Below are 24853 nucleotides of genomic sequence, written 5' to 3'. Positions count from 1 at the left end.
GAATTCTGTGTTTAGAGTGATGCTCTAACCTGTGGAGGACAAGGGAGGTGCCGCGTCGTGAGACTGACCCCGACGGAACGTGACCGGCTGCTGCTCTTCGGAGCCGCCGAGCTGGCCCGGGCCCGCCGGGCGCGCGGCCTGCGGCTCAACGTGCCGGAGGCCACCGCGCTGATCGCGGACACCGTCTGCGAGGCCGCCCGGGACGGCAGGCGGCTCGCCGAGGCCATCGAGGCCGCCCGCTCGGTGCTCGGCCCGATGGACGTGCTGCCGGGCGTCGCCGACGTCGTCACCGAGGTGATGGTCGAGGCCGTCTTCGACGACGGCTCCCGGCTCGCGGTCGTCTCCGACCCCATCGGCCGGGCCTCCCCCCGCGAAGCAGGGGGAGGCCCGGGCGAGGACGCCCCCGGCGCCCTGCTCCCCGGCCCCGGGCACGCCGATCCCGAGCCGGCCGTCCGGCTCCGCGTCACCAACACCGCGGCCGTGCCGGTCTCCGTCACCTCCCACTTCCACTTCTTCGAGGCCAACCCGCGCCTCGACTTCGACCGCGCGGCCGCCTACGGCATGCGGCTCGCCGTACCCGCCGGCTCCTCGGTCCGCTTCGGACCGGGCGAGAGCGAGGAGGTCGGGCTCGTGCCCGTGGGCGGCGAGCGGATCGCGATCGGCTTCGCCGGACTGGTCGACGGGCCGCTGGACGCGCCCGGCGCGCGGGAGGAGGCCCTGCGCAGGGCCGCCGCCTGCGGCTACCTCGGCGTCACGACGGAAGGAGAGCAGCGATGAGCCGCTCGAAGGGACGCGAGGTGAGCCGGTCGATCCATGTCGACCCGCACGCCTACGCGGCCACCCACGGCCCCCGCGCCGGCGACCGCGTCCGCCTCGGGGACTCCGGTCTGACCATCCGCGTCGAGTCCGACGCCCAGAAGTACGGCGACGAGTTCCTGGCCGGCTTCGGCAAGACCGCCCGCGACGGACTGCACCTGAAGGCCGCCGCCGTCCGCGACACCTGTGACGTCGTGATCAGCAACGTCGTTGTGATCGACGCCGTACAGGGGATCAGGAAGGTGTCCATCGGCATCCGCGAGGGGCGCATCTGCGCCATCGGGCGGGCCGGCAACCCCGACACCCTGGACGGCGTCGACGTGGTCGTCGGCACCGGCACCTCGATCGTCTCCGGCGAGGGCCTGATCGCCACCGCGGGCGCCGTCGACACCCATGTCCACCTGCTGTCCCCGCGCATCATGGAGGCGTCCCTCGCCTCCGGCGTGACCACGATCATCGGGCAGGAGTTCGGCCCGGTGTGGGGCGTCGGCGTCAACTCGCCCTGGGCGTTGCGCCACGCCTTCAACGCCTTCGACGCCTGGCCGGTCAACATCGGCTTCCTGGGCCGGGGTTCGTCCTCCCACGAGGCACCGCTGATCGAGGCCCTCGCCGAGGGCGGCGCGAGCGGTTTCAAGGTCCACGAGGACATGGGCGCCCACACCCGCGCCCTGGACACCGCGCTGCGGGTCGCCGAGGAGCACGACGTCCAGGTGGCCCTGCACAGCGACGGCCTGAACGAGTGCCTGTCGGTCGAGGACACCCTGAAGGTGCTGGAGGGCCGCACGATCCACGCCTTCCACATCGAGGGCTGCGGCGGCGGACACGTGCCCAACGTGCTGAAGATGGCCGGTGTCCCGAACGTCATCGGCTCCTCCACCAACCCCACCCTGCCCTTCGGCCGGGACGCGGTCGCCGAGCACTACGGCATGATCGTCTCCGTCCACGACCTCAAGACCGACCTGCCCGGCGACGCGGCCATGGCCCGCGACCGGATCCGGGCCGGCACCATGGGCGCCGAGGACGTCCTCCACGACCTGGGCGCGATCGGCATCACCTCCTCCGACGCGCAGGGCATGGGCCGGGCCGGGGAGACGGTCCGCCGCACGTTCGCCATGGCCGGCAAGATGAAGGCCGAGCTGGGCCCCATGGAGGGGGACGGCAAGGGCGACGACAACGCCCGCGTCCTGCGCTACATGGCCAAGCTCACCATTAACCCGGCCATCGCCCATGGCCTCTCCCACGAGGTCGGCTCGATCGAGGCCGGCAAGCTCGCCGACATCGTGCTGTGGCGCCCGGAGTACTTCGGCGCCAAGCCGCAGCTCGTCCTCAAGGCCGGCTTCCCGGCCTACGGCGTGGTCGGCGACCCCAATGCGGCCACCGACACCTGCGAACCCCTCGTCCTCGGCCCGCAGTTCGGCTCGTACGGGGCCACGGCCGCGGACATCTCCGTCGCGTTCGTCGCCCAGGCCGCCGTCGACCAGGGCAACGACGGCATGCCCACCCGCCGGCGCCGGGTCGCCGTGCGCGGCACCCGCGGGATCGGGCCCGCCGACCTGCGGCTGAACGCCCGTGTCGGAGCGGTCGACGTCGACCAGCGCACCGGCCTGGTCACCCTCGACGGCGACCCGCTGCGCTCCGCGCCCGCCGACTCCGTCTCCCTCAACCGCCTCTACTTCCTCTGAAGACCCCGGGAACTCACATGAACACGCCCGCCGCCGACGGCTTCCGCATGCCTGCCGAGTGGACCCCGCACGAGCGCACCTGGATGGCCTGGCCGAGCCCCAACCCCACCTTCGACGACCCGGACGACCTCCGCCTCTCCCGCATCGCCTGGGCCTCGGTGGCCCGCGCCGTCCTCCGCTTCGAGCCGGTGACGGTCGTGTGCGGTCCCGGCCAGTCGGAAAAGGCGCAGGCACTGCTCGGCCCGGGTGTCGAGACGGTCGAGCGCGAGCTGGACGACGCCTGGATGCGGGACATCGGCCCCACCTTCCTGACCAGCGACAAGGGCGAACTGGCCGCCGTCGACTGGACCTTCAACGGCTGGGGCGCCCAGGACTGGGCCCGCTGGGAGCACGACTCCAAGGTCGCCGCGTACGTCTCCGACCTCGCGGGCGCGAAGACCTACGCCTCGAAGCTGGTCAACGAGGGCGGCGCGATCCACGTCGACGGCGAGGGCACCGTCCTGCTCACCGAGACCGTGCAGCTCGGCCCCGAGCGCAACCCGCACTGGTCCAAGGAGGAGGTCGAGGCCGAGATCCACGCCCACCTCGGCACCAGCAAGGCGATCTGGCTGCCGCGCGGCCTGACCGGCGACTACCCTCCCCCACTGCCCGAAGGGCGTGGGGGGACCCCCAAGGGCTTCGGCACCCTCGGCCACGTCGACATCGTCGCCGCCTTCGCCCGCCCGGGTGTCGTGGTCGCCCACCACCAGCCGGACCCGGCGCACCCCGACCACGAGGTCACCAAGGAGGTCATCGGCCTGCTGAAGTCGGCGACCGACGCCCGGGGCCGCAGGCTGGAGGTCGTCGAGGTGCCCGCCCCGACCGTCCTGGAGGCCGACGGCCACTGGGCCGACTACTCCTACATCAACCACTACCTCTGCAACGGCGGCGTCGTGCTGTGCGGCTTCGACGACCCGCGCGACGAGATCGCCGCCGGCATCTTCCGCCGCCTGTTCCCCGAGCGGACGGTGACCCTGGTGGACGCGCGGACGATCTTCGCGGGCGGCGGCGGCATCCACTGCATCACGCAGCAGCAGCCGAAGACCCGGTGACGACGGCGGTCGGGTAGAACATACGGGTGAACGTACTGCTGCTCCGCAAGGCCCGCGGCCACCGGCACTCCGTCCCCGGCGCCGTCCCGGTGGCCGCCGTATGAGCAACCCGGCCTCCCCCCGCCGCCGCACCCCGGCCCCGCCCCGCGAGGACGTCCTCGCCGCGGCCATGGACATGATCGCCGAGCGGGGTCTGGAGAAGCTCACCATGGCCGCGCTCGGCCGCGAGGTCGGCATGAGCAGCGGGCACCTGCTCTACTACTTCCGCTCCAAGGACGAGCTGCTGCTGCGGACCCTGGAGTGGAGCGAGGGCCGCCTCGGCGCCGAGCGGGGCCGCCTGCTCACCGGCCCCGGAACCGCCCGAGAGCGGCTGGCCGCCTACGTCGACCTGTACGTGCCCGACGGCCGCCGCGACCCGCACTGGACGCTCTGGCTGGAGGTGTGGAACCACTCGCAGGACGCCGACGACGACGCACGCTCCCGGCAGGACGCCATCGAGGGGGCCTGGCACCGCGACCTGGTCGCGCTGATCGCCGAGGGCGTCTCCCGCGGGGAGTTCCGCCGGGTGGACCCGGACCGCGTCGCGTCGCGGATGCGCGCGCTGCTCGACGGGTTCTCCATCCACGTGGCCGTCGGGCTGCGCGGTGCCGACCGGGAGCAAGTGCTCACGCACGTGGGGGAGTTCATCACCGAGGTGCTCGCGGTGGAGCCCCAGGGGACGCCCGGATAAAGGAATCGATCACTCCGCCACCGGGCATGTACCGGCCCATGGGACCACAACACTGGAAGAAGATCTGGGTCGGCTCGGCGGGCAACATGGTCGAGTGGTTCGACTGGTTCGTGTACGCGAGCTTCGCCACCTACTTCGCCGGCGCGTTCTTCCCGAGCGGCAACCCCACCGCCCAGCTGATGAACACCGCCGGCATCTTCGCCGTCGGATTCTTCATGCGGCCCGTGGGCGGCTGGCTGCTGGGCAGGGTCGGCGACCGCAAGGGCCGCAAGGCGGCGCTCACCCTGACCGTCACGCTGATGTCGGCGTCCGCGGTCCTCATCGCCGTCGCCCCCACCTACGCGGTGGCCGGCTACGGCGGCGTCGCCGTCCTGCTCGTCGCCCGGCTGCTCCAGGGCCTGTCGGTGGGCGGCGAGTACGCGGCCAGCGCCACCTATCTGACCGAGGCGTCGGACCCGGCCAGACGCGGCTTCGCCTCCAGCTTCCAGTACGTGTCCATGACGGCCGGGCAGATCATCGGCCTCGGCCTCCAGATCATCCTCCAGCGCACCATGTCCGACGACGCCCTGCACAGCTACGGCTGGCGCATCCCGTTCATCGTGGGTGCGCTCGGCGCGGCGGTCGTCTTCTACCTGCGCCGCAGCATGCTGGAGACCGAGGTGTACGCGGAGGACACCTCGCACTCCGACGAACGCGGCACCCTGCGCGCCCTGTGGCGGCACAAACGGGAGGCGTTCCTGGTCATCGCCCTCACGATGGGCGGCACCGTGGCCTACTACACGTACACCACCTACCTGACCAAGTACCTCTCCAACTCCGCGGGCCTGTCCAAGGAGACGGCCACCCTGGTCTCCTTCACCGCGCTGATCGTCTTCGCCGCGCTCCAGCCGCTCGCCGGCGCCCTCTCCGACCGGATCGGCCGCCGTCCGCTGCTCATCACCTTCGCCGTCGGCTCCACCTTCCTCACCGTTCCGATCATGACCCTGCTCAAGCACGTCGACGGCTACTGGCCCGCCCTCGGTCTCGCCCTGCTCGCGCTGGTCGTGGTCACCGGCTACACCTCCATCAACGCCTGTGTGAAGGCCGAGCTGTTCCCCACCGGCGTGCGGGCGCTCGGTGTGGCCCTGCCGTACGCCATCGCCAACGCCCTCTTCGGCGGCACCGCCGAGTACGTGGCCCTGTGGTTCAAGAAGGGCGGCATCGAATCCGGCTTCTACTGGTACGTGGCCGCCTGCGCCGCCGTGTCCCTGGTGGTGTACGTCACCATGCGCGAGACGAAGGACCTGGACCTGGCGCGGGTGAAGGCCGGCCGGGGAGCGGACGCGGAGCCGGGGGAGTCCAGCCTCACGCCCGCATCCTGAGACGGGCGGTGAGCCGGGGGCGGGGCTGTGCCAGACTGCCTCCGTGCTCTCGTTCGCCATGATTATTGGCAGCAGGCGCGCCGGTCCGCAGTGACCACCTCGTACGACCAGGTGCGGGTGGCCACCGTCGTTCTCGACCCGCGCGCAGACCTCTCGCACCCGCGAGGGGTTTTTTCGTTTTCCGGCCCACCTTCAGCCGGGACTCGAGCGCGAGGGAGTATTGGGGGGACGGTGGAGCCGGTCATTCCGGTAAGACCGAGGATTGACAACAGGAGCCTTGAGACCATGACCGAGACGGCAACCAGCGAGCTCGACGACTCGTTCCACGTCTTCGACACCACGCTGCGCGACGGCGCGCAGCGCGAGGGCATCAACCTCACCGTCGCGGACAAGCTCGCCATCGCCCGGCACCTGGACGACTTCGGCGTCGGCTTCATCGAGGGAGGCTGGCCCGGCGCGAACCCACGCGACACCGAGTTCTTCGCCCGCGCACAGGCGGAGATCGAGTTCAAGCACGCCCAGCTGGTGGCCTTCGGCGCCACCCGCCGCGCCGGCGCGAAGGCCGCCGACGACCCGCAGGTCAAGGCGCTCGTGGAGTCCGGCGCCCCGGTGATCACCCTGGTCGCCAAGTCCCACGACCGGCACGTGGAGCTGGCGCTGCGCACGACCCTGGACGAGAACCTGGAGATGGTCCGCGACACGGTGTCGTACCTGAAGGACCAGGGCCGCCGGGTCTTCGTGGACTGCGAGCACTTCTTCGACGGCTACCGCGCCAACCCCGAGTACGCCAAGGCGGTCGTCCGCACGGCCGCCGAGGCCGGCGCCGACGTCGTCATCCTCTGCGACACCAACGGCGGCATGCTCCCCGCCCAGGTGCACGCCGTCGTCTCCACCGTCCTCGCCGACACCGGCGCCCGGCTCGGCATCCACGCCCAGGACGACACCGGCTGCGCGGTCGCCAACACCCTGGCCGCCGTGGACGGGGGCGCGACCCACGTACAGTGCACGGCCAACGGCTACGGCGAGCGCGTCGGCAACGCCAACCTGTTCCCGGTGGTCGCGGCCCTGGAGCTGAAGTACGGCAGGAAGGTGCTGCCCGACGGCAAGCTCCGCGAGACGACCCGCATCTCCCACGCCATCGCCGAGGTCGTCAATCTGACGCCGTCCACGCACCAGCCGTACGTGGGCGTGTCGGCCTTCGCGCACAAGGCCGGCCTGCACGCCTCCGCGATCAAGGTCGACCCGGACCTGTACCAGCACATCGACCCCGAGCTGGTCGGCAACACCATGCGGATGCTGGTCTCCGACATGGCCGGCCGCGCCTCGATCGAACTCAAGGGCAAGGAGCTGGGCATCGACCTCGGCGGCGACCGCGAGCTGGTCGGCCGGGTGGTCGAGCGCGTGAAGGAGCGGGAACTCAAGGGGTATACCTACGAGGCCGCCGACGCCTCCTTCGAACTGCTGCTGCGCGCCGAGGTCGAGGGCCGGCCGCTGAAGTACTTCGACGTCGAGTCCTGGCGGGCCATCGTGGAGGACCGTCCCGACGGCACCCACGCCAACGAGGCCACGGTCAAGCTGTGGGCCAAGAGCGAGCGGATCGTCGCCACCGCGGAGGGCAACGGCCCGGTCAACGCGCTGGACCGGGCCCTGCGCGTGGCCCTGGAGAAGATCTATCCGCAGCTCGCCAAGCTGGAGCTGGTCGACTACAAGGTCCGCATCCTGGAGGGCAAGCACGGCACGTCGTCCACCACCCGGGTGCTGATCTCCACGTCGGACGGCTCGGGCGAGTGGGCCACGGTCGGCGTGGCCGAGAACGTCATCGCCGCCTCCTGGCAGGCGCTGGAGGACGCGTACACGTACGGCCTCCTCAGGGCGGGCGTGGAGCCGGCTCGGTAGCCACAGTGGAGGCATGAGCTCATACGCGAGTGATGTGCTGTCCGGGGCCCGCGTCGCGACCCGCCTGCCGGCGCGGGACCTGGACCGGGCCCGGCGCTTCTACGCCGAGAAGCTCGGCCTGTTCCCGGTGGACGAGCGGCCCGGCGGGCTGCTGTACCGGTGCGCGGGCGTGGACTTCGTCGTGTTCCGCTCGACGGGGGCCTCGCCCGGCACCTTCACCCAGATGGCCTTCGAGGTGGACGACATCGAGGCGGTGGTGACGGAGCTGCGCCGCCGGGGGGTGGTCTTCGAGGAGGTCGACGTGCCCGGCTTCCGTACCCGGGACGGCATCGCCGAGGTCCAGGGCAACTACCCGAGCAAAGGGGCGCGGGGCGAGCGCGGCGCCTGGTTCCGGGACAGCGAGGGAAACCTGCTCGGGCTCGGCGAGCTGATCCTGTGAGCCGCGCGGCCGGTCCCGCGGGGCGTGGCGGGTCCGACGAGGCGCGGCCGTCCCGCGGGGGGTGGCCGATCCGTGACCCGGCCGGTCCGGTGACGCCCGGCCGGTCCGGTGACGCCGGGCCGGTCCTGCGAGGCGCGGCCGATCCCCTGCGGCTCGGCCGGTCCTCTGCCCTCGGGTGATTCCCTGCGGCTCGGCTGGTTCGTTTTGCCCTCGGGCGATTCCTGCGGACTCAGCCGGTCCGCTGCCCGTGGGTGATCCCCCTGCTGCTCAGGGGGCCCGCCAGATGTTGTCGAAGGCGATGTTCTCGATGCGGCGCCGCTCGCGCACCGCCTCCAGCTCGGTCACCGCGTCGCCGACGGCCACCAGCACGGTGGCGACCGCCTCGTCGTCCGGTTCGGGCGCGGGCGGGCGGTCGTCCGGGATGCGCAGGCTGGTCGCGAGTCCCGCAAGCACGGTCTCGTGGGACCACCACCGGTCGGCCGCGTGCCGGCGGGCGGGGGTGTCGGCCCTGGGGTCGTCCCGGTCGCGCAGCGCGTACCACTGCCGCCGCTTCCCGGTGAGCTGCCCCTCGGCCTCCAGGACGTCCCGGTAGGCCGTGGCCAGCCCCTGCCCGCGCCGCCACAGCCAGTCCTCGACCGTCTCGTACGGCTCCCGGCGCACCAGCATGGCCCCCGCCTCGTCCAGCAGCCGGTCACCCGTGGTCAGCACCGGCCCCGGCACGATCCGCCCGTCGTCCAGGGTGATCGCCCGGGCGCCGAGCAGGTCGATCAGTTCGGCCCCGGCCAGCGCCAGGGAGAGATCGCCCTGCTCGACGGGCTGCTCGCGGGGGATGTCCAGGCTGACGAGGAACAGGTCCTGCGGTGTCGTCATGAGGACTCCAGAGTCGCTGGGCCGGGCACGGGCGGTCCTCCTCATCGTCCCCCAGCCGCCGGACGGGCGCCGCTCAACACGCGCCCTGGCGAGCCGCCCGACCGCGCACGCCCAGGCCGCCGGACGGGCGCCGCTCAACACGCGCCCTGGCGAGCCACCCGACCGCGCACGCCCAGACCGCCGGACGGGCGCCGCTCAACACGCGCCCGCCGGGCGAGCTGTCCGACCGCACGCCCAGACCGCCGGACGGGCGCCGCTCGGCACGCCTCCCGGGGAGGGTCTCCCGGGGAGGGCGCGTGCGGCCGTCGGCAGCGCACGGACGGAACACCGCGTACGGCGTCCCGTCCGGCGTGACCCGCGGCCACGCGAGCGGCAGGCCGACGGCGCCGCGGCCGCTCGGCGGCGGGGTCCCGCCGGCGATCCCCGCCGCCGCGGCCCCCTGTGCCGCATGATCCGCCTAGCGCAGCGTCCACTTCTGGTTGGCGGCCCCGGTGCACGACCAGATCTGGGCCCGGGCCCCGTTCGCCGACGAGTTGTCGGTGACGTCGAGGCACTTGTCCGCCGCCGTGTTCACCACGTCACCCGTGGCCGCGTCGTACGACCACCGCTGCGCACCGGTTCCGTTGCACCCGTACAACTGCACCCCGGCCCCGTTCGCCGTCGAGGCGGAGGCCACGTCGAGGCACTTGCCGAGCGCCTGGACCGAGCCGTCGGCCTGCACGGTCCACTGCTGGGCGGCGCTGCCGTTGCAGTCGTAGAGCTGCACCGCCGTGCCGTCGGCGCTCGAACCGCCCGCCACGTCCAGGCACTTGCCGGCCAGTCCCACGAGCGCGCCGGTGCCGCCGCCACCACCGGACTGGGTGCCGGACCAGGTGAAGGTGGCCGAGGTCCTCCCGGGCAGTGAGTAAGTGGCGTGCTGACCGCCCCAGTTGATGGTCACCGTCTTCGCCGAGGACGAGCCGTTGTACGCGATCAGCGCCTTGCTGCCGTCCGGGTTGCGCCAGGCCACGTTCGGCACCGCGGCGGACGCCGTGGAGGCTATGCGCAGGGCGCCGGGGCGGACGAACTTGGTCAGGTGGCCCATGTCGTAGTACTCGACGGTGTAGTCCACGGTGCCGCTCGCGCCGTCCCCGTCGTGCACGGTGATCAGGCCGGTGCAGGTGCCGCAGCCGCCGTTGTGCGGGCCCTTGTTCTGGTCCACGGCCAGCGACCACTTGGTCACCGACTTCGCCCAGTTGCGGGTGTAGTTGATGATGTCGGACATGTCCTCGCGCTGCTGGTCGGCGATCCAGGTGCCGCCGGAGTGCTCGGTGCCGAAGGCGTCCAGCGTGGGGTACCGGTCGTGCACGGCCGTCTGCTCGGCGATGTCGCCGCCGTAGCCGTGCCAGGCGATGCCGCCGAAGTTCGGGTGGCTGCGCACGGCCGCGTCGTCCACGGTCTGGGCGGCGTAGGAGTCGTAGACGTCCCAGTTCCAGTCGTGCGCGAGGACCTTGGTGGTCAGGCCCGCCGAACGGAGCTTGGGCAGCAGCTCGTTCCTGGTGAAGTACGCGAGCCCGCTCGCGTTCCAGCTCATCGACGGATAGCCGGAACAACAGGTCGGCTCGTTCTGGGCGGTCACGTACGAGACGTCGATCCCCTGGTCCTTGTACGCCTGGAGGTACTTCACGAAGTAGGAGGCGTACGCCCCGTAGTCCTCGGCCTTCAGCCAGCCGCCGTTGAGCGAGCCGCTGTCCTTCATCCAGGCCGGCGCCGTCCACGGCGAGGCCATCACGGTCAGGGACGGGTTCAGCCGGAGCGCCTGCCGGGTCAGCGGGACGACGTCCGCCAGGTCGTGCGCGAGGGAGAACTTCGACAGCGACGGGTCGCTCTGGCCGGCCGGCACGTCGTCGTACGTGTAGCCGTAGCGCGCCAGGTCGGAGGCGCCCATCGGGTTGCGCAGGAACGACAGGCCGATGCCGTCCGTCGGCGAGAACAGCTTGCGCATGGTCGCGTCCCGGGTCGCCTGGGACAGCGCCCCGCTGCCGTTCATCAGCCAGGCCGCGGTGTCCGTGAAGGACGCGCCGCCACCGGTGAACGTCTGGTAGCGGGTGTTCTCGTCCACGGTGATGTTCTCGCCGCCACCGCCCGTCCCGGCCTGGAAGGCGAACGGAGCCTGGGCGGCCAGGCCGCGCACGACGTGCCGGCCGGCGGAGTCGTCGGTGGTGGTGAGATAGGCGGTGACCTGCTCACCTGCCGCGTGTGCGGGGGGTGCGGCCACGCTGACACCGGCGGCGGAGAGCAGCCCGGCGAGCAGCAGCCGGACCGTGCGGGGGGATCTCCTCATGGTGCGTCGCCCTTCCTCTCGGGTCGACAAGCTGACGGGGCGTCTTGACCGGTCTGTGCGCCCCTAGTTAACTCACGACGTGAGCTAAGCCATGAGTGAACCATGAGAGCCAAGGGAAGGTCCATGCGAAGAACCGCCTTGCTCGCCTCCGCCGCACTGCTCGCCGGTCTGCTGCCCTGGGCGGCGACCGCGCGGGCCGCCGACGAGCCGGCCCCCGTCCCCGTCGACCGCTTCGAGGGTGAGGTCCCCTTCGCCGCCCAGCCCGCCGAGGGCATCTTCACCTGGGGCGGCGACAGCGACGACCCGCCCGCCCTCCGTCTCGCCGACCGCGCCGACGCCCCCGAGGGCGGCAAGGTGCTCGCCGGCAGCTACGACATCAGCGGCTACGGCGGCTTCACCCACGACTACGCCGCCACCGCACCCGCCCACGACTGGTCCGCCCACCGGGGCATCCGCCTGTGGTGGGACGGCCGGAACAACGGCCGGAAGATCGCCTTCGAGATCAAGGACGGCGGCGCGAACGGCGAGGCCTCCGAACTCTGGACCACCTCCTTCACCGACGACTTCACCGGCTGGAAGCAGGTCGAACTCCCCTTCACCGGCTTCGTCTACCGCACCGACTACCAGCCCGTCGGCGGCATCGACCACGTCCTCGGCCTCAAGGAGACGTGGGGGTACGCCCTCACCCTCCCGGCCGGCACCAAGGGCGACTTCGCCATGGACGGCGTCGAGCTGTACGGGACGGCCGACCAGGCGCTGCGCGCCTCCGTCACCACCGACGCGCCCGTCGTCCCCGTCCGGGAGGGCAGGACGGCCGAGGTGCGGGTCACGGTGGCCACCACCGGCGAACAGCCCCTCGCCGACCCGGTGACCGTCACCTACGCGACGGCGGACGGCACCGCGTCCGCCGGCACGGACTACACCCCCGTCTCCGGCACCCTCACCTTCCCGGCCGGCACCGCCTCCGGCACCACCCGGACCGTCGCGGTGCCCACCCGCAGGGACCGGGCGGCCGAACCCGCCGAGACCATCCCGCTGAAGCTCACGGTCAGCGGCGCGAAGGCCCCCGCCGAGACCCCCCAGGTCGTCGTCGACGCGCACGGACTGCCGTATCTCGACCCCCGGTTGCCGGTCCGCAAACGGGTCGCGGACCTGCTCGGCCGGATGTCCCTGGCGGAGAAGGCCGGCCAGATGACCCAGGCCGAGCGCGGCGCGATGACCAAGCCGGGCGACATCGCCGGTTACGCCCTCGGCTCCCTGCTCTCCGGCGGCGGCTCGACACCCACGCCCAACACCCCCGCGGCGTGGGCGAAGATGATCGACGGCTTCCAGCTGCGCACCCGGGCGACGCGCTTCCAGATCCCGCTGATCTACGGCGTCGACGCGGTCCACGGCCACAACAACCTCTCCGGCGCCACGGTCCTGCCGCACAACATCGGCATCGGCGCGACCCGGGATCCCTCGCTCGCCTACCGGACGGGCGAGGTGACGGCCGCCGAGGTCCGCGCCACCGGCGTCCCCTGGGACTTCGCGCCCTGCCTGTGCGTGAGCCGCGACGAACGCTGGGGCCGGTCCTACGAGTCCTTCGGCGAGGACCCCGCGCTGGTCCAGTCCATGGAGACCGTGATCCAGGGCCTCCAGGGCCGGGCGAACGGCAAGGACCTGAGCCGGGACGACAAGGTGCTCGCCACGGCCAAGCACTTCGTGGGCGACGGCGGCACCGCGTACGGCTCCTCGACCACGGGGACGTACACCGTCGACCAGGGCGTCACCGAAGTCACCCGCAAGCAGCTGGAGGACATCCACCTGGCGCCGTTCCGCACCGCGGTCGAGCGGGGCGTCGGCACGGTCATGCCGTCGTACTCCTCGCTGGACATCGCCGGCGACGGCAAGGGTGCGGTGAAGATGCACGCCCGCGGCGACATGATCAACGGCGTGCTCAAGGACCGCATGGGCTTCGACGGCTTCGTCATCAGCGACTGGAACGCCATCGACCAGCTCCCCGGCGACTACGCCGCGCACGTCCGCACGGCCGTCGGCGCCGGCCTGGACATGATGATGGTGCCGTACTCCTACAAGGACTTCACGGCCACGCTCACCGACGAGGTGAAGGCGGGCCGGATCGGCGAGGACCGCGTGGACGACGCCGTCGCCCGCATCCTCACCGAGAAGTTCCGGCTGGGCCTCTTCGAGCACCCGTACGCCGACACCAGTGGAGCCGCCGCCATCGGCTCCGGGGCGCACCGGGAGGTCGCCCGCCGGGCCGCCGCCGAGTCGCAGGTGCTGCTGAAGAACGCGGGCGGCCTGCTGCCGCTGAAGAAGAGCGAGAAGGTGTACGTCGCCGGGTCCAACGCCGACGACATCGGCAACCAGACCGGCGGCTGGACCCTCACCTGGCAGGGCGCCTCGGGGAACACCGTCCCCGGCACGACCGTCCTCCAGGGCCTGCGCCGGGCCGGCGGCGACGTCACGTACTCCAAGGACGCCTCGGCCCCGACCGGCGGCTACGACGTCGGCGTGGTCGTCGTCGGCGAGACCCCCTACGCCGAGGGCGTCGGCGACGTCGGCAACGGCCACTCCCTGTCCCTGTCCGAGGCCGACCAAGCGGCCGTGGACAAGGTCTGCGCGGCCATGAAGTGCGCGGTGCTGATCGTGTCCGGCCGCCCGCAGCTCGTCGGCGACCGGCTGGACGGGATCGATGCCCTGGTCGCCTCCTGGCTGCCCGGCACCGAGGGCGAGGGCGTCGCCGACGTCCTCTACGGCAGGCGTCCCTTCACCGGGCAGCTCCCCGTCACCTGGCCCAGGACGGAGGCCCAGCTGCCGATCAACGTCGGCGACGCGTCGTACGACCCCCAGTTCCCCTACGGCTGGGGCCTGACCACCCTCACCCGTGTCCCGAAGGGCGGCACCGCCACCCTGCGCGACCTCGGTGCCCGGGCGGCGGCGGCCGAACGGCACGGGGACGACCGGAGCGGGCGCGCCCTGGTGACCGAGGCCCGGCTGCTGGTCCAGCAGAAGGCGGGCGACCACCTCACGGAGGCGGTGGCGGCACCGTTCGCCGACGCCGACCACCTGCTGCTGACCGGCAGGTACGGGAAGGCGGTGGAGAAGCTGGCGCAGGCCTACCGCGCGGCGTGACCCCGGGGACCGGATGAATGACCGGTTTGGGGAGGCTTCGGGTAGTTTCGAGATATGAAGGCCGTGCCGCGGACCCGAAGCCTCCCCGCACTGCTGGCCGCCCTGACCCTGGTGCTGGCGAGCCTGCTCGCGCTCGCGCCCGGGGTGAGGGCGGACACCGGTGTCTCCACGATCGCCCGGGCCCTGCGCCAGAGTCCGGTCTACGTCGATCCGGCGGCCCGCGACCAGCTGTCCGCGGCGGACGCCGAAACCCTCGCCAAGCAGATCAAGGACGCCGGCAAACCCCTGTTCCTCACGGTCCTCCCGGCCGGCTACCCCACGGCGAACCTCTTCGCGAACCTGCGATCCGCCACCGGTGTCACCGGCCTCTACGGCATCCGCCTCGGTGACCGCTTCGACGCCCGCGCCGACTCCTCCGTCATGTCGGCCCCCGCCCGGCGGAACCTGGTCTCCAGCGTCCAGGGCGAGGACGCCAAGGCCCAGCTGACCGACTTCACCGACCGCGCCCTGGCCAACATGGGCGGCCACGCCCCGAAGAGCTGGGGCGGCTCGGCCGGCGACGGCGGCGGCGCCTCGACCACGGCGCTGGTCACGGCGGGCGTGGTGCTGGTCGCCGCGGGCGCCGGCGGATACGCCCTGGTCCGCCGCGGCCGCCGACGCCGTGAACAGGAGCAGCGGGCCGCGCTGGACCGGCTGCGGGTGGTCGTGGACGAGGACATCACCGCGTTCGGCGAGGAACTCGACCGCCTGGACTTCCACCCCTCGGAACCGGGTGCCGACGACACCATGCGCGCCGACTACGAGCGTGCCCTGGACGCCTACGAGACCGCCAAGCAGCGCATGGCGGCGGCGGCGAAACCGGAGGACGTCCGTTCGGTCACCGAGGCAGTGGAGGACGGCCGCTTCTCCCTCGCGCAGCTGGCCGCCCGGCGCGAGCACCGCCCCCTCCCGGAGCGGCGCCCGCCCTGCTTCTTCGACCCCCGGCACGGCCCCTCGGCCACCGACGCGACCTGGACCCCGCCCGGCGGGGCCCCGCGCCAGGTCCCGGTCTGCGCGGCCGACGCCACCCGGCTGGCCGACGGCCGCGACCCGGTGATCCGCGAGGTCGACACGGAGTACGGCCGCCGCCCGTACTGGGACGCGGGCCCGGCGTACGGGCCCTGGGCCGGCGGCTACTTCGGCGGCGGCCTGCTGCCCGGCCTCCTCGTTGGCACGCTGCTGGGCGGCATGATGGCCACCCCGTCCTACGCGGCCGACTACGGCACCGGCTACGGCGACTTCGGCGACTACGGCTCCGGCGGCTACGAGGGCGGCGACGTCTCCGGCACCGACTTCGACGCCGGCGACTTCGGGGGCGGCTTCGGCGACGGCGGCGGCTTCGACGGCGGCGGCGGAGGCGACTTCGGCGGCGGCTTCTGACCCCCGCACAGCCCCGCCCCCCGCCCCCCCGCCCAGCCAAGACCGTGATCGGCGGATCCGTGCCACCGGCGACGACCTGACAACCCGCTGACCTGCGCCTTTGCGATCACCTGCCGGCACCGATCTGCCAATCACCGCCGGGATGGGGGGTGGGGTTACGGGGTCTTGATTGCCGAGATGTCGAAGATCAGCTTGATCTTGTCGGAGATCAGGACGCCGCCCGTCTCCAGGGCGGCGTTCCAGGTCAGGCCCCACTCGGAGCGCAGGAGTTCGGCCTTGCCCTCGAAGCCGACGCGCTCGTTGCCGAAGGGGTCCTTCGCGGAGCCGTTGAACTCCAGGTCGATGGAGATCTGCCGGGTGACGCCGAGCAGGGAGAGGTCGCCGGTGATGCGGTAGTCGTCGCCGCCGAGGGCCTCCGCCTTGGTGGAGCGGAACGTCATCGTCGGGAACTCGTCGATCTTGAAGAAGTCGGCCGACTTCAGGTGACCGTCACGGTCGGCGTTGCCGGTGTCGATGCTGTCCATCTGAATGTCCAGCGTGGCGGTGGACGCGGCGGGGTCCGCACCGTTCAGGCTCAGCGTGCCGGTGAAGTCGTCGAAGCCGCCCTTGACGTTGGTGACCATGGCGTGCCGCGCGACGAAACCGATCGTGCTGTGGGCCGGGTCGATCGTGTAGTCGCCGGTCAGCGCGGTCAGGTCGGGGCCTGTGGCGGCCTGTGCGGCGGGGGCGGGGACGGTGGCCTTGCTGCGGCTGAAGATGCCCATGACGTGCTCCTAGTTGAACGTTGAACGAACTCGCGTCTCCGACGGTAGACCCATTCCGTTCAATTTTCAACATCATCCGCAACGTGTTCTCAAGCTTGCACACAGTCACCACGTACACCCTCTGGCGCACCCCCGGGACGCTCGGGCACCATCTGCCTGCACCACCTGCACAGCCGACCCCATAGGAAGCACGGCCCACCGCAGGAAGGTCCCCCATGAAGCCGCTCAAGGCCCGCGCCCTTCTGACCGCGCTCGCCCTCGTCACCGCCCCCGCGGTCGCCGTACTCGGCACCGCCACCGACGCCTTCGCCGTCACCAAGATCAGTCACGCGACCGCCACCTCGATGTTCCGTCAGGTGGGCATCACCTGGTCGTCCTCCGGCGGCTGCTCCGACCGCAACAACCCCACCTGCACGTCCTTCGAGCAGCTCAACCTCGCCACGGCCCAGGGCGCCCAGACCCTCAAGGGGGCCAGCGGCTGCGCGCTCAACATCACCGGCGGCACCGAGACCGGCCACGCCTCCGGCACCTACTCCCACTGGAACGGCTACAAGCTCGACTACGGCAAGAACACGTGCGTGACGTCGTACATCAAGAACAACTTCACGTACATCGGCCTGCGCGGCGACGGCGCCCCGCAGTACCGGTCCGGTTCCGGCAACCTCTACGCCGACGAGGGCAACCACTGGGACGTCCTCTACTACAACTGCGGCGGCTGCTGAGCCGGCGGGAGAGGGCGGTGACCGGCCCCATGGGCATGAGCCGACGCGCACTCCTGCTGGCCGCCGCCCTCGCGGCCGCCCCCGCGCCGGGCGCGCGGGCGGCCGGTGACGACCCCTACGACGTACTGCGCCGCCGCTGGCTCGGCATCGCGCTCGGCACCGGCTACGACCCGGGAGCCGAGCCGTACGCCTCCCGGCTTGCCCAACTCGGCCGGCAGGCACGGGAGTTCCAGGCCGCCATGGCTCCCGCCCCGGCCTCCCTGTGGCCCGGGCACCCCTTCGACCCGCCGTCCGGCATCACCTTCAGCTACGGGCGCCTGTGGACCATGGCCCAGGCCTACGCGCAGGGCGGCACCGGCGCCACCGGCGACCCCGCCCTCCTCGCCGACGTGCTCCGCGGCCTCGACCATCTGTCCGCCACCGTCTACAACACCTCCACCACCCGCTACGGCAACTGGTGGGAGTGGCAGATCGGCAGCCCCCGCCTGCTGACGGACATCACGGCCGCCCTGTACGGACAGCTCGGCCCGGAGCGGGTCTCGGCGGCCTGCGCGGCCGTCGACCACTTCATCCCGGACACGATGCTCATCGACTACTCCGGCACCTCCACCGGCGCCAACCGCGTCGACCTGTGCCGCTCGGTCGCCCTGCGCGGCATCCTCGGCCGGGACCCCGGCCGGATCTCCCTCGCCCGGGACGCCCTCTCCCCGGTCTTCCCCCACGTCACCCGGGGTGACGGCCTCTACGCCGACGGCTCCTTCGTCCAGCACACCCAGGTCGCCTACTCGGGCACGTACGGCCAGGTCCTGCTCGACGGCCTCGGACGGCTCTTCGCGCTGCTCGCCGGGTCGGCCTGGGAGGTGACCGACCCCGCCCGGCAGAACATCATGGACGCCGTCGAGCACGCCTACGCACCCCTCGTCCACGACGGGCTGGTGATGGACTGCGTCAACGGCCGGGCCATCAGCCGCGGTTACCTGCGCGGCGACGACCAGCACGTCATGCGCAGCGACCACTACCACGGGCAGGCCCTGATCGCCGCCGTCGCCCTGCTCGCGGACGGCGCGAGCGAGGCGGAGCGGCAGCGGTGGCACGGGCGCGTCAAGGGCTGGATCGAACGGGACACCGTGGTACCGGTGCTGACGTCACGTCAGTTCGGGGTGGCCGATCTCGCACGGCTGCACGCCATCGCCGGCGCGCCGGTTCCCGCGGCCCCCGAACCCCTCGGCCACCGTCTCTTCCCGGCCATGGACCGTGCCGTCCATCGGGCGCCCCGCTTCACCGCCGCCCTCGCCATGGCCAGCGACCGCATCACCCACTACGAGTGCGGCAACGGTGAGAACCCGCGCGGCTGGCACACCGGTTCCGGCATGCTCTCCTGGTGGCCGCGCGACCGCGGCGACCAGTACACCGACTGGTACTGGCCCACCGTCGACTGGTACCGGCTGCCCGGCACCACCGTGTCGACCAGACGGCTCGCCGACCGGGCCGGCGGCGAGTGGGGCGCCCCCCGGCCGGACGTCCGCTGGGTCGGCGGGACCACCGACGGCACCCACGCCGCCGTCGGCCAGCACCTCAAGGGCCTCGGCTCCACCCTGGAGGCCCACAAGTCCTGGTTCTTCCTCACCGACGCCGTGGTCTGCCTCGGCGCCGGGATCTCCTGCGCCGACGGCGTCCCGGTCGAGACGGTCGTGGACAACCGCAACCTGGGCGAGAACGGCACCCAGCGCTTCGTGCGCGGCCGGAACTGGGCGCACCTCGCGGAGCACGGCGGCTGGATCCTGCCGTGCGGCGGCGAACTGCGCACCCTCCGCGAGGACCGCACCGGAGCCTGGTCCGACATCAACACCACCAGCGACCCCGAGCGGCGCACCCGGCGCTGGCAGACCCTGTGGCTCGACCACGGCACCGACCCGGTGGCCGCCGGCTACGCCTACGTCCTGCTGCCCGGCGCCGCTCCCGCGCAGACCGCCGCCCGGGCCGGCGACCGGCACTGGCTGTCGGTTCTCGCCAACGACACGGTGTGCCAGGCCGTCGCCGTTCCCCGGCTCGGTCTGACGGCCGGGAACTTCTGGCGGGCCGGTACGGTAGGGAATCTGACCGTCTCGGCCGGCGCGAGCGTGCTCGTCGTCCGCCGGGGACGCACGGCCACCTTCCGGGTGAGCGAGCCGCCCCGCACGGGAGCCCCGCTGGAGCTGATCTGGGACCACCCGGTGCGCGCGGTCACCCGGGTGGACGACGGCGTCGAGGTTCTCTCGGCGGACCGCCGTCTGAGGCTCCGTATCACCCCGGGGATGGCATGTTCCACCCTCGAATGTGACGTGGCTCTCACATGACGGCTTTGTGGTCTACCTACAAGCCGACGCCCGTCTGAGCAGTCGGAACGGCTGCATTCCGCCATGGTTCTGTTCACTGGCACCAGTAAAACGGGCCGGAGACTGTACAGAGTCGACGGCTCGCTTTTCTTCGTGTCCTTCGTAAGGTCACTACATGACCGTTTTGGAAGAGACGACGGGTGAGCCGACCGGCGAGCCGACGGACGCACGCGGACGGGTCGCCGAACTGCACGAGATCCGCGCCCAGGCCGTGCAGGGCCCGAGCGAGAAGGCGACCGAGGCGCAGCACGCCAAGGGCAAGCTGACGGCTCGGGAGCGGATCGAGCTGCTCCTCGACCCCGGGTCCTTCCAAGAGGTCGAGCAGCTGCGCCGGCACCGGGCGACCGGTTTCGGCCTGGAGGCGAAGAAGCCGTACACCGACGGTGTCATCACCGGCTGGGGCACGGTGGAGGGCCGCACGGTCTTCGTCTACGCCCACGACTTCCGCATCTTCGGCGGCGCGCTCGGCGAGGCCCACGCCACCAAGATCCACAAGATCATGGACATGGCCATCGCGGCCGGTGCGCCCCTGGTCTCCCTGAACGACGGCGCCGGCGCCCGTATCCAGGAGGGCGTCTCGGCCCTCGCCGGCTACGGCGGCATCTTCCAGCGCAACACCAAGGCCAGCGGTGTCATCCCGCAGATCTCGGTGATGCTCGGCCCGTGCGCGGGCGGCGCGGCCTACAGCCCCGCCCTCACGGACTTCGTCTTCATGGTCCGCGAGACCTCGCAGATGTTCATCACCGGCCCGGACGTGGTCAAGGCGGTGACGGGCGAGGAGATCACCCAGAACGGCCTGGGCGGCGCCGACGTCCATGCCGAGACCTCCGGCGTCTGCCACTTCGCGTACGACGACGAGGAGACCTGCATCGCGGAGGTGCGGTACCTGCTGTCGCTGCTGCCGCAGAACAACCGCGAGAACCCGCCCCGGGTGGACTCGGCGGACCCGGTGGACCGCCGCTCCGACGTCCTCCTCGACCTGGTCCCGGCCGACGGCAACCGGCCGTACGACATGGCCAAGGTCATCGAGGAGATCGTCGACGACGGCGAGTACCTGGAGGTCCACGAGCGCTGGGCGCGGAACATCATCTGCGCGCTGGGCCGCCTGGACGGCCAGGTGGTCGGCATCATCGCCAACCAGCCGCAGGTCCTCGCCGGCGTCCTGGACATCGAGGCCAGCGAAAAGGCTGCACGCTTCGTCCAGATGTGTGACGCTTTCAATATCCCGATCGTCACCTTCCTGGACGTGCCGGGCTTCCTCCCCGGTGTCGACCAGGAACACGGCGGAATCATCCGCCACGGCGCGAAGCTGCTGTACGCCTACTGCAACGCGACCGTGCCGAGGATTTCGCTCATCCTGCGCAAGGCGTACGGAGGTGCGTACATCGTCATGGACTCCCAGTCGATCGGCGCCGACCTCACCTACGCCTGGCCGACGAACGAGATCGCCGTGATGGGCGCCGAAGGCGCCGCCAACGTCATCTTCCGCCGGCAGATCGCCGGTGCGGAGGACCCCGAGGCCATGCGTCAGAAGATGGTCAAGGAGTACAAGGCCGAGCTGATGCACCCCTACTACGCGGCCGAGCGGGGCCTGGTGGACGACGTCATCGACCCCGCGGAGACCCGCGAGGTGCTGGCCAGGTCCCTGGCCATGCTGCACACCAAGCACGCCGACCTACCCTCGCGAAAGCACGGCAACCCCCCGCAGTAATCCAGCGGACCCGCCGCGGCAACCCCGCGGACCTCTTCCTCACGGAGACTGACACCCATGAGCACTCCTGACATCCGCGTCGAGAAGGGCCACGCCGAGCCCGAGGAAGTCGCCGCCATCACGGCGGTCCTCATGGCCCGCGCCGCCGCCCGCACCGAGCCTTCGGCCCAGACCCACCGAGGCCGCGCCAAGGCGGGCTGGCGCCGCCTGGAGCGCGAGCCGGGCTTCCGCGCGCCGCACAGCTGGCACTGAGGACCCGGATTCCCGGCCCGCGCACGGCGGCGCCGGGACCGGCACGCATGACCGTGGCCCCGCCGCTCCTCCGCGAGCGGCGGGGCCGTGGTGTGCTCAGGTGACGGTGACATCGACGCCCGGCAGCGTCAGTTCGGTGACGCGTCCCTCCGGGGCTTCGCAGTCCCTCAGCGTCAGCCGCCTCAGCCGGGGCAGCGTGCTCATGCCGTCGAGCCGGTCGGGCAGCAGGCAGTCGTACAGGCCGAGACTGTCCGGTCCGGGGCGGGCCGATGCCAGCCGTTGCGGCAGATCCAGCGCGTCGAAGTAGTAGAGCGCCAGGTGGCGCAGATCGGGCAGCGTGGGCAGCGGGGTGAGGTCGGGCAGCCGGGTGCGTCTGGTACCGAGGAGGTACAGGCCCTCGACGCGGGTGAAGGGGGCCAGGAAGCCCAGCCTGGTGTCCGCCGTGACGCGCGACAAGACCAGCGAGAGAAGCCTCGGCAGGGCCGGGAGAGCCTCGATGCCGTCCGGGCCCGCGAGCGGCAACTGCAAGAGGTGCAGGGGCAGCTCTGTCAGGGCGTCCAGGTTCCGCAGCGACAGGGAACCGTACAGCTGGAGGCTCCTGAGCCCGGGATGCCTCTTGAGCAGGGACAGGTCGGCCGTACCGTCCACCCTGCACACCAGTTCGCGCAGCGGTGGGAGTCCGTCGAGGACGGACAGATCCCGGACCCTGCACAGGATTCTCAGCGAGGCCAGCGACCTCAGTCGTACCAGCGCTCGCAGCTGGGCCGAGTGCGTCACGTCCACCGAGTACTCGTGCAACGGAAGCCTCGCCATCACCCGCTCGGCGTAGGCATCCGCATCGAAATACGCCCAGGCGTCGATGAGCGCGGCCACCACGTCCAGCCGTCGGTCCTCCGCATACCCCTCCAGCAGCCCCAGCGCCTGCTCCCCGCCGATCAGCGCCACGGTCCGCACCGTCTGCACCGCCGCCTTCGACGTCAGTTCCGCAAAGGACCGCGGCAGTCTCCGCAGCAGGCTCGGGCCCACCGCGGCCAGTGCGGGCGGGTCGGTGCTCCGGCGCGGCGGCAGCAGCGCGGACACGGCCTCCTCCAGCCGCCCGGCCAGCTCCTCGGAGACCGACGGCACCGTCTCCTGGCAGGCGGCGGCGAGCAGCCGCAGGGTGCGGGCATGCCGGGGCTCCTCCCGCGCCCGGCCCAGGATGCCGTCCAGCAGTTCCTCCCGCTGGGGGCTGTTGGCGTGCCCGGCCGCCATGATGATCGTCTCGCGCCACAGGTCCAGGTGCGCCCGCCCGACGAGGTTGCCGATCCGGTCCTCCTGCACCGCCTCCTCGGCGGCCAGGTACTCCTGGAACGTGCGGTGGACGAAGTCCAGGCGGCCCTCGGCGGGGGAGCGCAGCAGTCCCGAGCGGCCACGCAGCTGTTCGACCACGCGTCGGCCGTCCTGCTCCTCCAGGTGCCGCATGCCCACCAGCCTCCGGCCGACGTACTCTCCGGCCCGGTCCAGAGGGATCTCGCTGCGGTTGTTGTCGGAGAGCCGCCAGGCCAGGTCCCGCAGCAGCACCAGCTTGTCGCCGAGGCTCAGCCGGCTGCCCGCCGCGCTGGGCACGTTCCGGTCCGCGTCCCGGTCGTGGACGAGGGTGTGCAGGGCGTTGCGGTACAGCTCCATCCGGTCGCGCGGAAGCCGGCTGCCGCGGTTCAGGTGCATCGCGCAGAGCATCGCCGCGAGCAGCGGGGTACCGGCCAGTGACGGGAGATGCGGGCGGTCCTTGAGGCTGTTCGACAACGACTGCTCGTACCGGGGGAGTTCGTCCACCGGGCAGGGCAGTTCGTCGCCGAGTTCCCGGACCGCCTGATGCCACTGCCGTACGAAGGCCGCCAGGTCCGGGGGCGACATGCGGTCGAGTTGCAGCGCCGTGAACTTCTCCTGCCGCAACCAGTCCGCGCCCGCCGCGGCCGGGCGGGATGTGACGACGACCCGGACCTCGCCGTACGCCACCAGCAACCGGCGCAGCCAGTCCCGCACCCCCCGGCGCTCGGTGTCGAGGAGTTCGTCGACACCGTCGATCAGCAGCAGGGCCCGCCCGGATTCCAGCTGCCGTTCCACCCATGCCCTCGGCATGATCCCGGAGATGCTCTCGGCCACCGAGTCCAGCATCGCCTCGGGCCTCGGCAGTTCGCGGCCGCTGTACTCCCGCAGCTTGACGAACACCGGCGTCAGACCGTTCCAGCCGGCCAGCTCTCCGGTGAACGCCCCCCGCGCAGCGGTGACCGCCAGCCAGCGCAGCAGCGTCGTCTTGCCGGAGCCGGCCTCACCCCGCAGCAGCACGCGCGAGGTGCTTCCGAGCGCTGCCTCCACCCGCATCCCGGCGCTCTCGCCGGGCTCTTCCCAGACGCTCATGTCCGGCCGCGGCCCGGGCAGATGACGGTCCGGGCGACGCCGGCCCCCGTCGTCCCCCGTCGCCCGCAGGCTCACGTACGCCACCGACAGCCGGACCCGCGCCCCCGCCCGGTCGGAGGTGCGCCGGAACAGTTCCACCTCGTCCAGGGCCGTGCTGACCAGCTCCAGGTAGCGCCGCCGGAAGTCCGCGTCCCGGTCCGTCCCCTCGGGCGCGAACAACGAGCGGTCGGGCAGCCGCTCCAGCACCCGCGCGATCTCCGCTCCCAGCGATGTCGTACGGCCCAGCAGTTCGGTCAGCGCCCGCTCCTCGAAGACCGGCAGGCCCCGCACGATCCGCACGTAGTACTCGACGCACTCCGCGAACAGCACCTCGAACAGGCGGGTCTCCGCCTCGCCGAGGCCCACCGGCGGCCGTACCGCCCCCGTCACCCGGCGCACGATCTCCGCCGGATTCGCGTCCGCCGCCAGAACCGCCTCGTCCGAGAGGTCCGCCGCCGCGAACGTGTCGCAGACCCCGTTGACCACGGCCTGCCGGCCGCTCTCCTCCAGACCGGGGAACTCCCTGGCCAGGAACGGCGCCAGCCGGTCGTACACCGCGTCCGCGATCTCCTCGAACTGCCGCTGCACGCCCCGCTGGAACCGCAGTCCGGACACCCGCAGCCGTACCAGCTCGGCCATGTCCATCCGGCGTTCCTGCTCCCGCCGTTTCCCCCCGAGCCACACCTGGGCGGCGGCCTTCGCCACCGTCGTCCCCAGCCGTAACGCAGCCACCTCGGCACTCACTGTCCGCCCCCTCCGCACGCACGATGGAGGGCATTGTCACCCGTCACCCCGGGCCGCGTCCCGCTTTCCCGGCCGAGCGAGCGG

General features: G+C 72.0%; 17 protein-coding genes. 13 read left to right on the top strand and 4 right to left on the bottom strand.

Features of this window, described 5'->3' with window-relative positions:
* The first annotated feature begins 57 nt into the window (after positions 1-57).
* From ureA to JK361_RS27125, 7 genes are all read left to right on the top strand, one after another.
* Positions 58-777 carry an urease subunit gamma gene (ureA, locus tag JK361_RS27155; RefSeq protein WP_201822614.1) on the top strand — a complete coding sequence of 240 codons (720 nt, stop codon included), beginning with the start codon at positions 58-60 and terminating at the stop codon, positions 775-777.
* Complete coding sequence (locus tag JK361_RS27150) at positions 774-2498, top strand: urease subunit alpha (protein WP_201822613.1); 1725 nt, start codon at positions 774-776, stop codon at positions 2496-2498. The genes ureA and JK361_RS27150 overlap by 4 nt, the downstream gene beginning before the upstream one ends.
* Positions 2499-2515: 17 nt before the next feature.
* Complete coding sequence (locus JK361_RS27145; RefSeq protein WP_201822612.1) at positions 2516-3589, top strand: agmatine deiminase family protein; 1074 nt, start codon at positions 2516-2518, stop codon at positions 3587-3589.
* A 100-nt stretch (positions 3590-3689) separates the two neighbouring features.
* On the top strand, positions 3690-4319 hold the full coding sequence (locus JK361_RS27140) for a TetR/AcrR family transcriptional regulator (protein ID WP_201822611.1): 630 nt from the start codon (positions 3690-3692) through the stop codon (positions 4317-4319).
* Positions 4320-4357: 38 nt separating this feature from the next.
* Positions 4358-5680, top strand: a complete 1323-nt coding sequence (locus JK361_RS27135; RefSeq protein WP_201822610.1) for an MFS transporter — start codon at positions 4358-4360, stop codon at positions 5678-5680.
* A 285-nt stretch (positions 5681-5965) separates the two neighbouring features.
* Positions 5966-7576 (top strand): citramalate synthase, encoded by a 1611-nt coding sequence (gene cimA / locus JK361_RS27130; RefSeq protein WP_201822609.1) that lies wholly within the window; start codon positions 5966-5968, stop codon positions 7574-7576.
* 13 nt (positions 7577-7589) lie between these two features.
* The gene (locus tag JK361_RS27125) at positions 7590-8015 is read left to right on the top strand and encodes a VOC family protein (RefSeq protein ID WP_201822607.1); all 426 of its coding nucleotides are present in this window, start codon (positions 7590-7592) and stop codon (positions 8013-8015) included.
* A 267-nt stretch (positions 8016-8282) separates the two neighbouring features.
* Here the strand turns inward: JK361_RS27125 and JK361_RS27120 are convergent, their stop codons facing one another.
* The gene (locus JK361_RS27120) at positions 8283-8885 is read right to left on the bottom strand and encodes a GOLPH3/VPS74 family protein (RefSeq protein ID WP_201822605.1); all 603 of its coding nucleotides are present in this window, start codon (positions 8883-8885) and stop codon (positions 8283-8285) included.
* A 457-nt stretch (positions 8886-9342) separates the two neighbouring features.
* Entirely contained in the window at positions 9343-11208 is a 1866-nt protein-coding gene (locus JK361_RS27115; protein WP_201822604.1) for a ricin-type beta-trefoil lectin domain protein, read from the bottom strand.
* A 123-nt stretch (positions 11209-11331) separates the two neighbouring features.
* On the opposite strand from JK361_RS27115, the gene JK361_RS27110 reads away from it, so the two are divergent.
* Positions 11332-14346 (top strand): glycoside hydrolase family 3 protein, encoded by a 3015-nt coding sequence (locus JK361_RS27110; RefSeq protein ID WP_201822602.1) that lies wholly within the window; start codon positions 11332-11334, stop codon positions 14344-14346.
* 54 nt (positions 14347-14400) lie between these two features.
* Positions 14401-15765 carry a hypothetical protein gene (locus tag JK361_RS27105; RefSeq protein ID WP_201822600.1) on the top strand — a complete coding sequence of 455 codons (1365 nt, stop codon included), beginning with the start codon at positions 14401-14403 and terminating at the stop codon, positions 15763-15765.
* A gap of 155 nt (positions 15766-15920) precedes the next feature.
* On the opposite strand, the gene JK361_RS27100 is transcribed toward JK361_RS27105, so the two are convergent.
* Positions 15921-16529 carry a YceI family protein gene (locus JK361_RS27100; RefSeq protein ID WP_201822598.1) on the bottom strand — a complete coding sequence of 203 codons (609 nt, stop codon included), beginning with the start codon at positions 16527-16529 and terminating at the stop codon, positions 15921-15923.
* A 215-nt stretch (positions 16530-16744) separates the two neighbouring features.
* Between JK361_RS27100 and JK361_RS27095 the strand changes: the two genes are divergently transcribed.
* The 4 genes from JK361_RS27095 (at position 16745) to JK361_RS27080 (ending at position 21589) form a co-directional block, all read left to right on the top strand.
* Entirely contained in the window at positions 16745-17251 is a 507-nt protein-coding gene (locus JK361_RS27095; protein WP_201822596.1) for a hypothetical protein, read from the top strand.
* 29 nt (positions 17252-17280) lie between these two features.
* Complete coding sequence (locus JK361_RS27090) at positions 17281-19587, top strand: polysaccharide lyase 8 family protein (protein ID WP_201822655.1); 2307 nt, start codon at positions 17281-17283, stop codon at positions 19585-19587.
* A 154-nt stretch (positions 19588-19741) separates the two neighbouring features.
* Positions 19742-21337 (top strand): acyl-CoA carboxylase subunit beta, encoded by a 1596-nt coding sequence (locus tag JK361_RS27085; protein WP_201822594.1) that lies wholly within the window; start codon positions 19742-19744, stop codon positions 21335-21337.
* A 57-nt stretch (positions 21338-21394) separates the two neighbouring features.
* Positions 21395-21589 (top strand): acyl-CoA carboxylase subunit epsilon, encoded by a 195-nt coding sequence (locus tag JK361_RS27080; protein WP_201822592.1) that lies wholly within the window; start codon positions 21395-21397, stop codon positions 21587-21589.
* Positions 21590-21685: 96 nt separating this feature from the next.
* Here JK361_RS27080 and JK361_RS27075 read toward each other — a convergent pair whose 3' ends face one another.
* Positions 21686-24757, bottom strand: a complete 3072-nt coding sequence (locus JK361_RS27075) for an NACHT domain-containing protein (protein ID WP_307787327.1) — start codon at positions 24755-24757, stop codon at positions 21686-21688.
* Between the last annotated feature and the right edge of the window lie 96 nt (positions 24758-24853).

The sequence above is a fragment of the Streptomyces musisoli genome (genome assembly GCF_016741855.1).
GTDB classification, from domain to species: domain Bacteria; phylum Actinomycetota; class Actinomycetes; order Streptomycetales; family Streptomycetaceae; genus Streptomyces; species Streptomyces musisoli.
Note: the sequence above shows the minus strand (reverse complement) of the source record. Positions and strands in the feature narration are given on the sequence as shown.

What these genes read in the sequence shown, in the direction of transcription:
- JK361_RS27110 (WP_201822602.1), top strand. Translation starts at nt 11,332, where the DNA reads ATGCGAAGAACCGCCTTGCTCGCCTCCGCCGCACTGCTCGCCGGTCTG.
- JK361_RS27120 (WP_201822605.1), bottom strand. Translation starts at nt 8,885, where the DNA reads ATGACGACACCGCAGGACCTGTTCCTCGTCAGCCTGGACATCCCCCGC.
- JK361_RS27080 (WP_201822592.1), top strand. Translation starts at nt 21,395, where the DNA reads ATGAGCACTCCTGACATCCGCGTCGAGAAGGGCCACGCCGAGCCCGAG.
- JK361_RS27100 (WP_201822598.1), bottom strand. Translation starts at nt 16,529, where the DNA reads ATGGGCATCTTCAGCCGCAGCAAGGCCACCGTCCCCGCCCCCGCCGCA.
- JK361_RS27150 (WP_201822613.1), top strand. Translation starts at nt 774, where the DNA reads ATGAGCCGCTCGAAGGGACGCGAGGTGAGCCGGTCGATCCATGTCGAC.
- JK361_RS27125 (WP_201822607.1), top strand. Translation starts at nt 7,590, where the DNA reads ATGAGCTCATACGCGAGTGATGTGCTGTCCGGGGCCCGCGTCGCGACC.
- JK361_RS27105 (WP_201822600.1), top strand. Translation starts at nt 14,401, where the DNA reads ATGAAGGCCGTGCCGCGGACCCGAAGCCTCCCCGCACTGCTGGCCGCC.
- JK361_RS27135 (WP_201822610.1), top strand. Translation starts at nt 4,358, where the DNA reads ATGGGACCACAACACTGGAAGAAGATCTGGGTCGGCTCGGCGGGCAAC.
- cimA (WP_201822609.1), top strand. Translation starts at nt 5,966, where the DNA reads ATGACCGAGACGGCAACCAGCGAGCTCGACGACTCGTTCCACGTCTTC.
- JK361_RS27140 (WP_201822611.1), top strand. Translation starts at nt 3,690, where the DNA reads ATGAGCAACCCGGCCTCCCCCCGCCGCCGCACCCCGGCCCCGCCCCGC.
- JK361_RS27090 (WP_201822655.1), top strand. Translation starts at nt 17,281, where the DNA reads ATGGGCATGAGCCGACGCGCACTCCTGCTGGCCGCCGCCCTCGCGGCC.
- JK361_RS27145 (WP_201822612.1), top strand. Translation starts at nt 2,516, where the DNA reads ATGAACACGCCCGCCGCCGACGGCTTCCGCATGCCTGCCGAGTGGACC.
- JK361_RS27085 (WP_201822594.1), top strand. Translation starts at nt 19,742, where the DNA reads ATGACCGTTTTGGAAGAGACGACGGGTGAGCCGACCGGCGAGCCGACG.
- JK361_RS27095 (WP_201822596.1), top strand. Translation starts at nt 16,745, where the DNA reads ATGAAGCCGCTCAAGGCCCGCGCCCTTCTGACCGCGCTCGCCCTCGTC.
- JK361_RS27115 (WP_201822604.1), bottom strand. Translation starts at nt 11,208, where the DNA reads ATGAGGAGATCCCCCCGCACGGTCCGGCTGCTGCTCGCCGGGCTGCTC.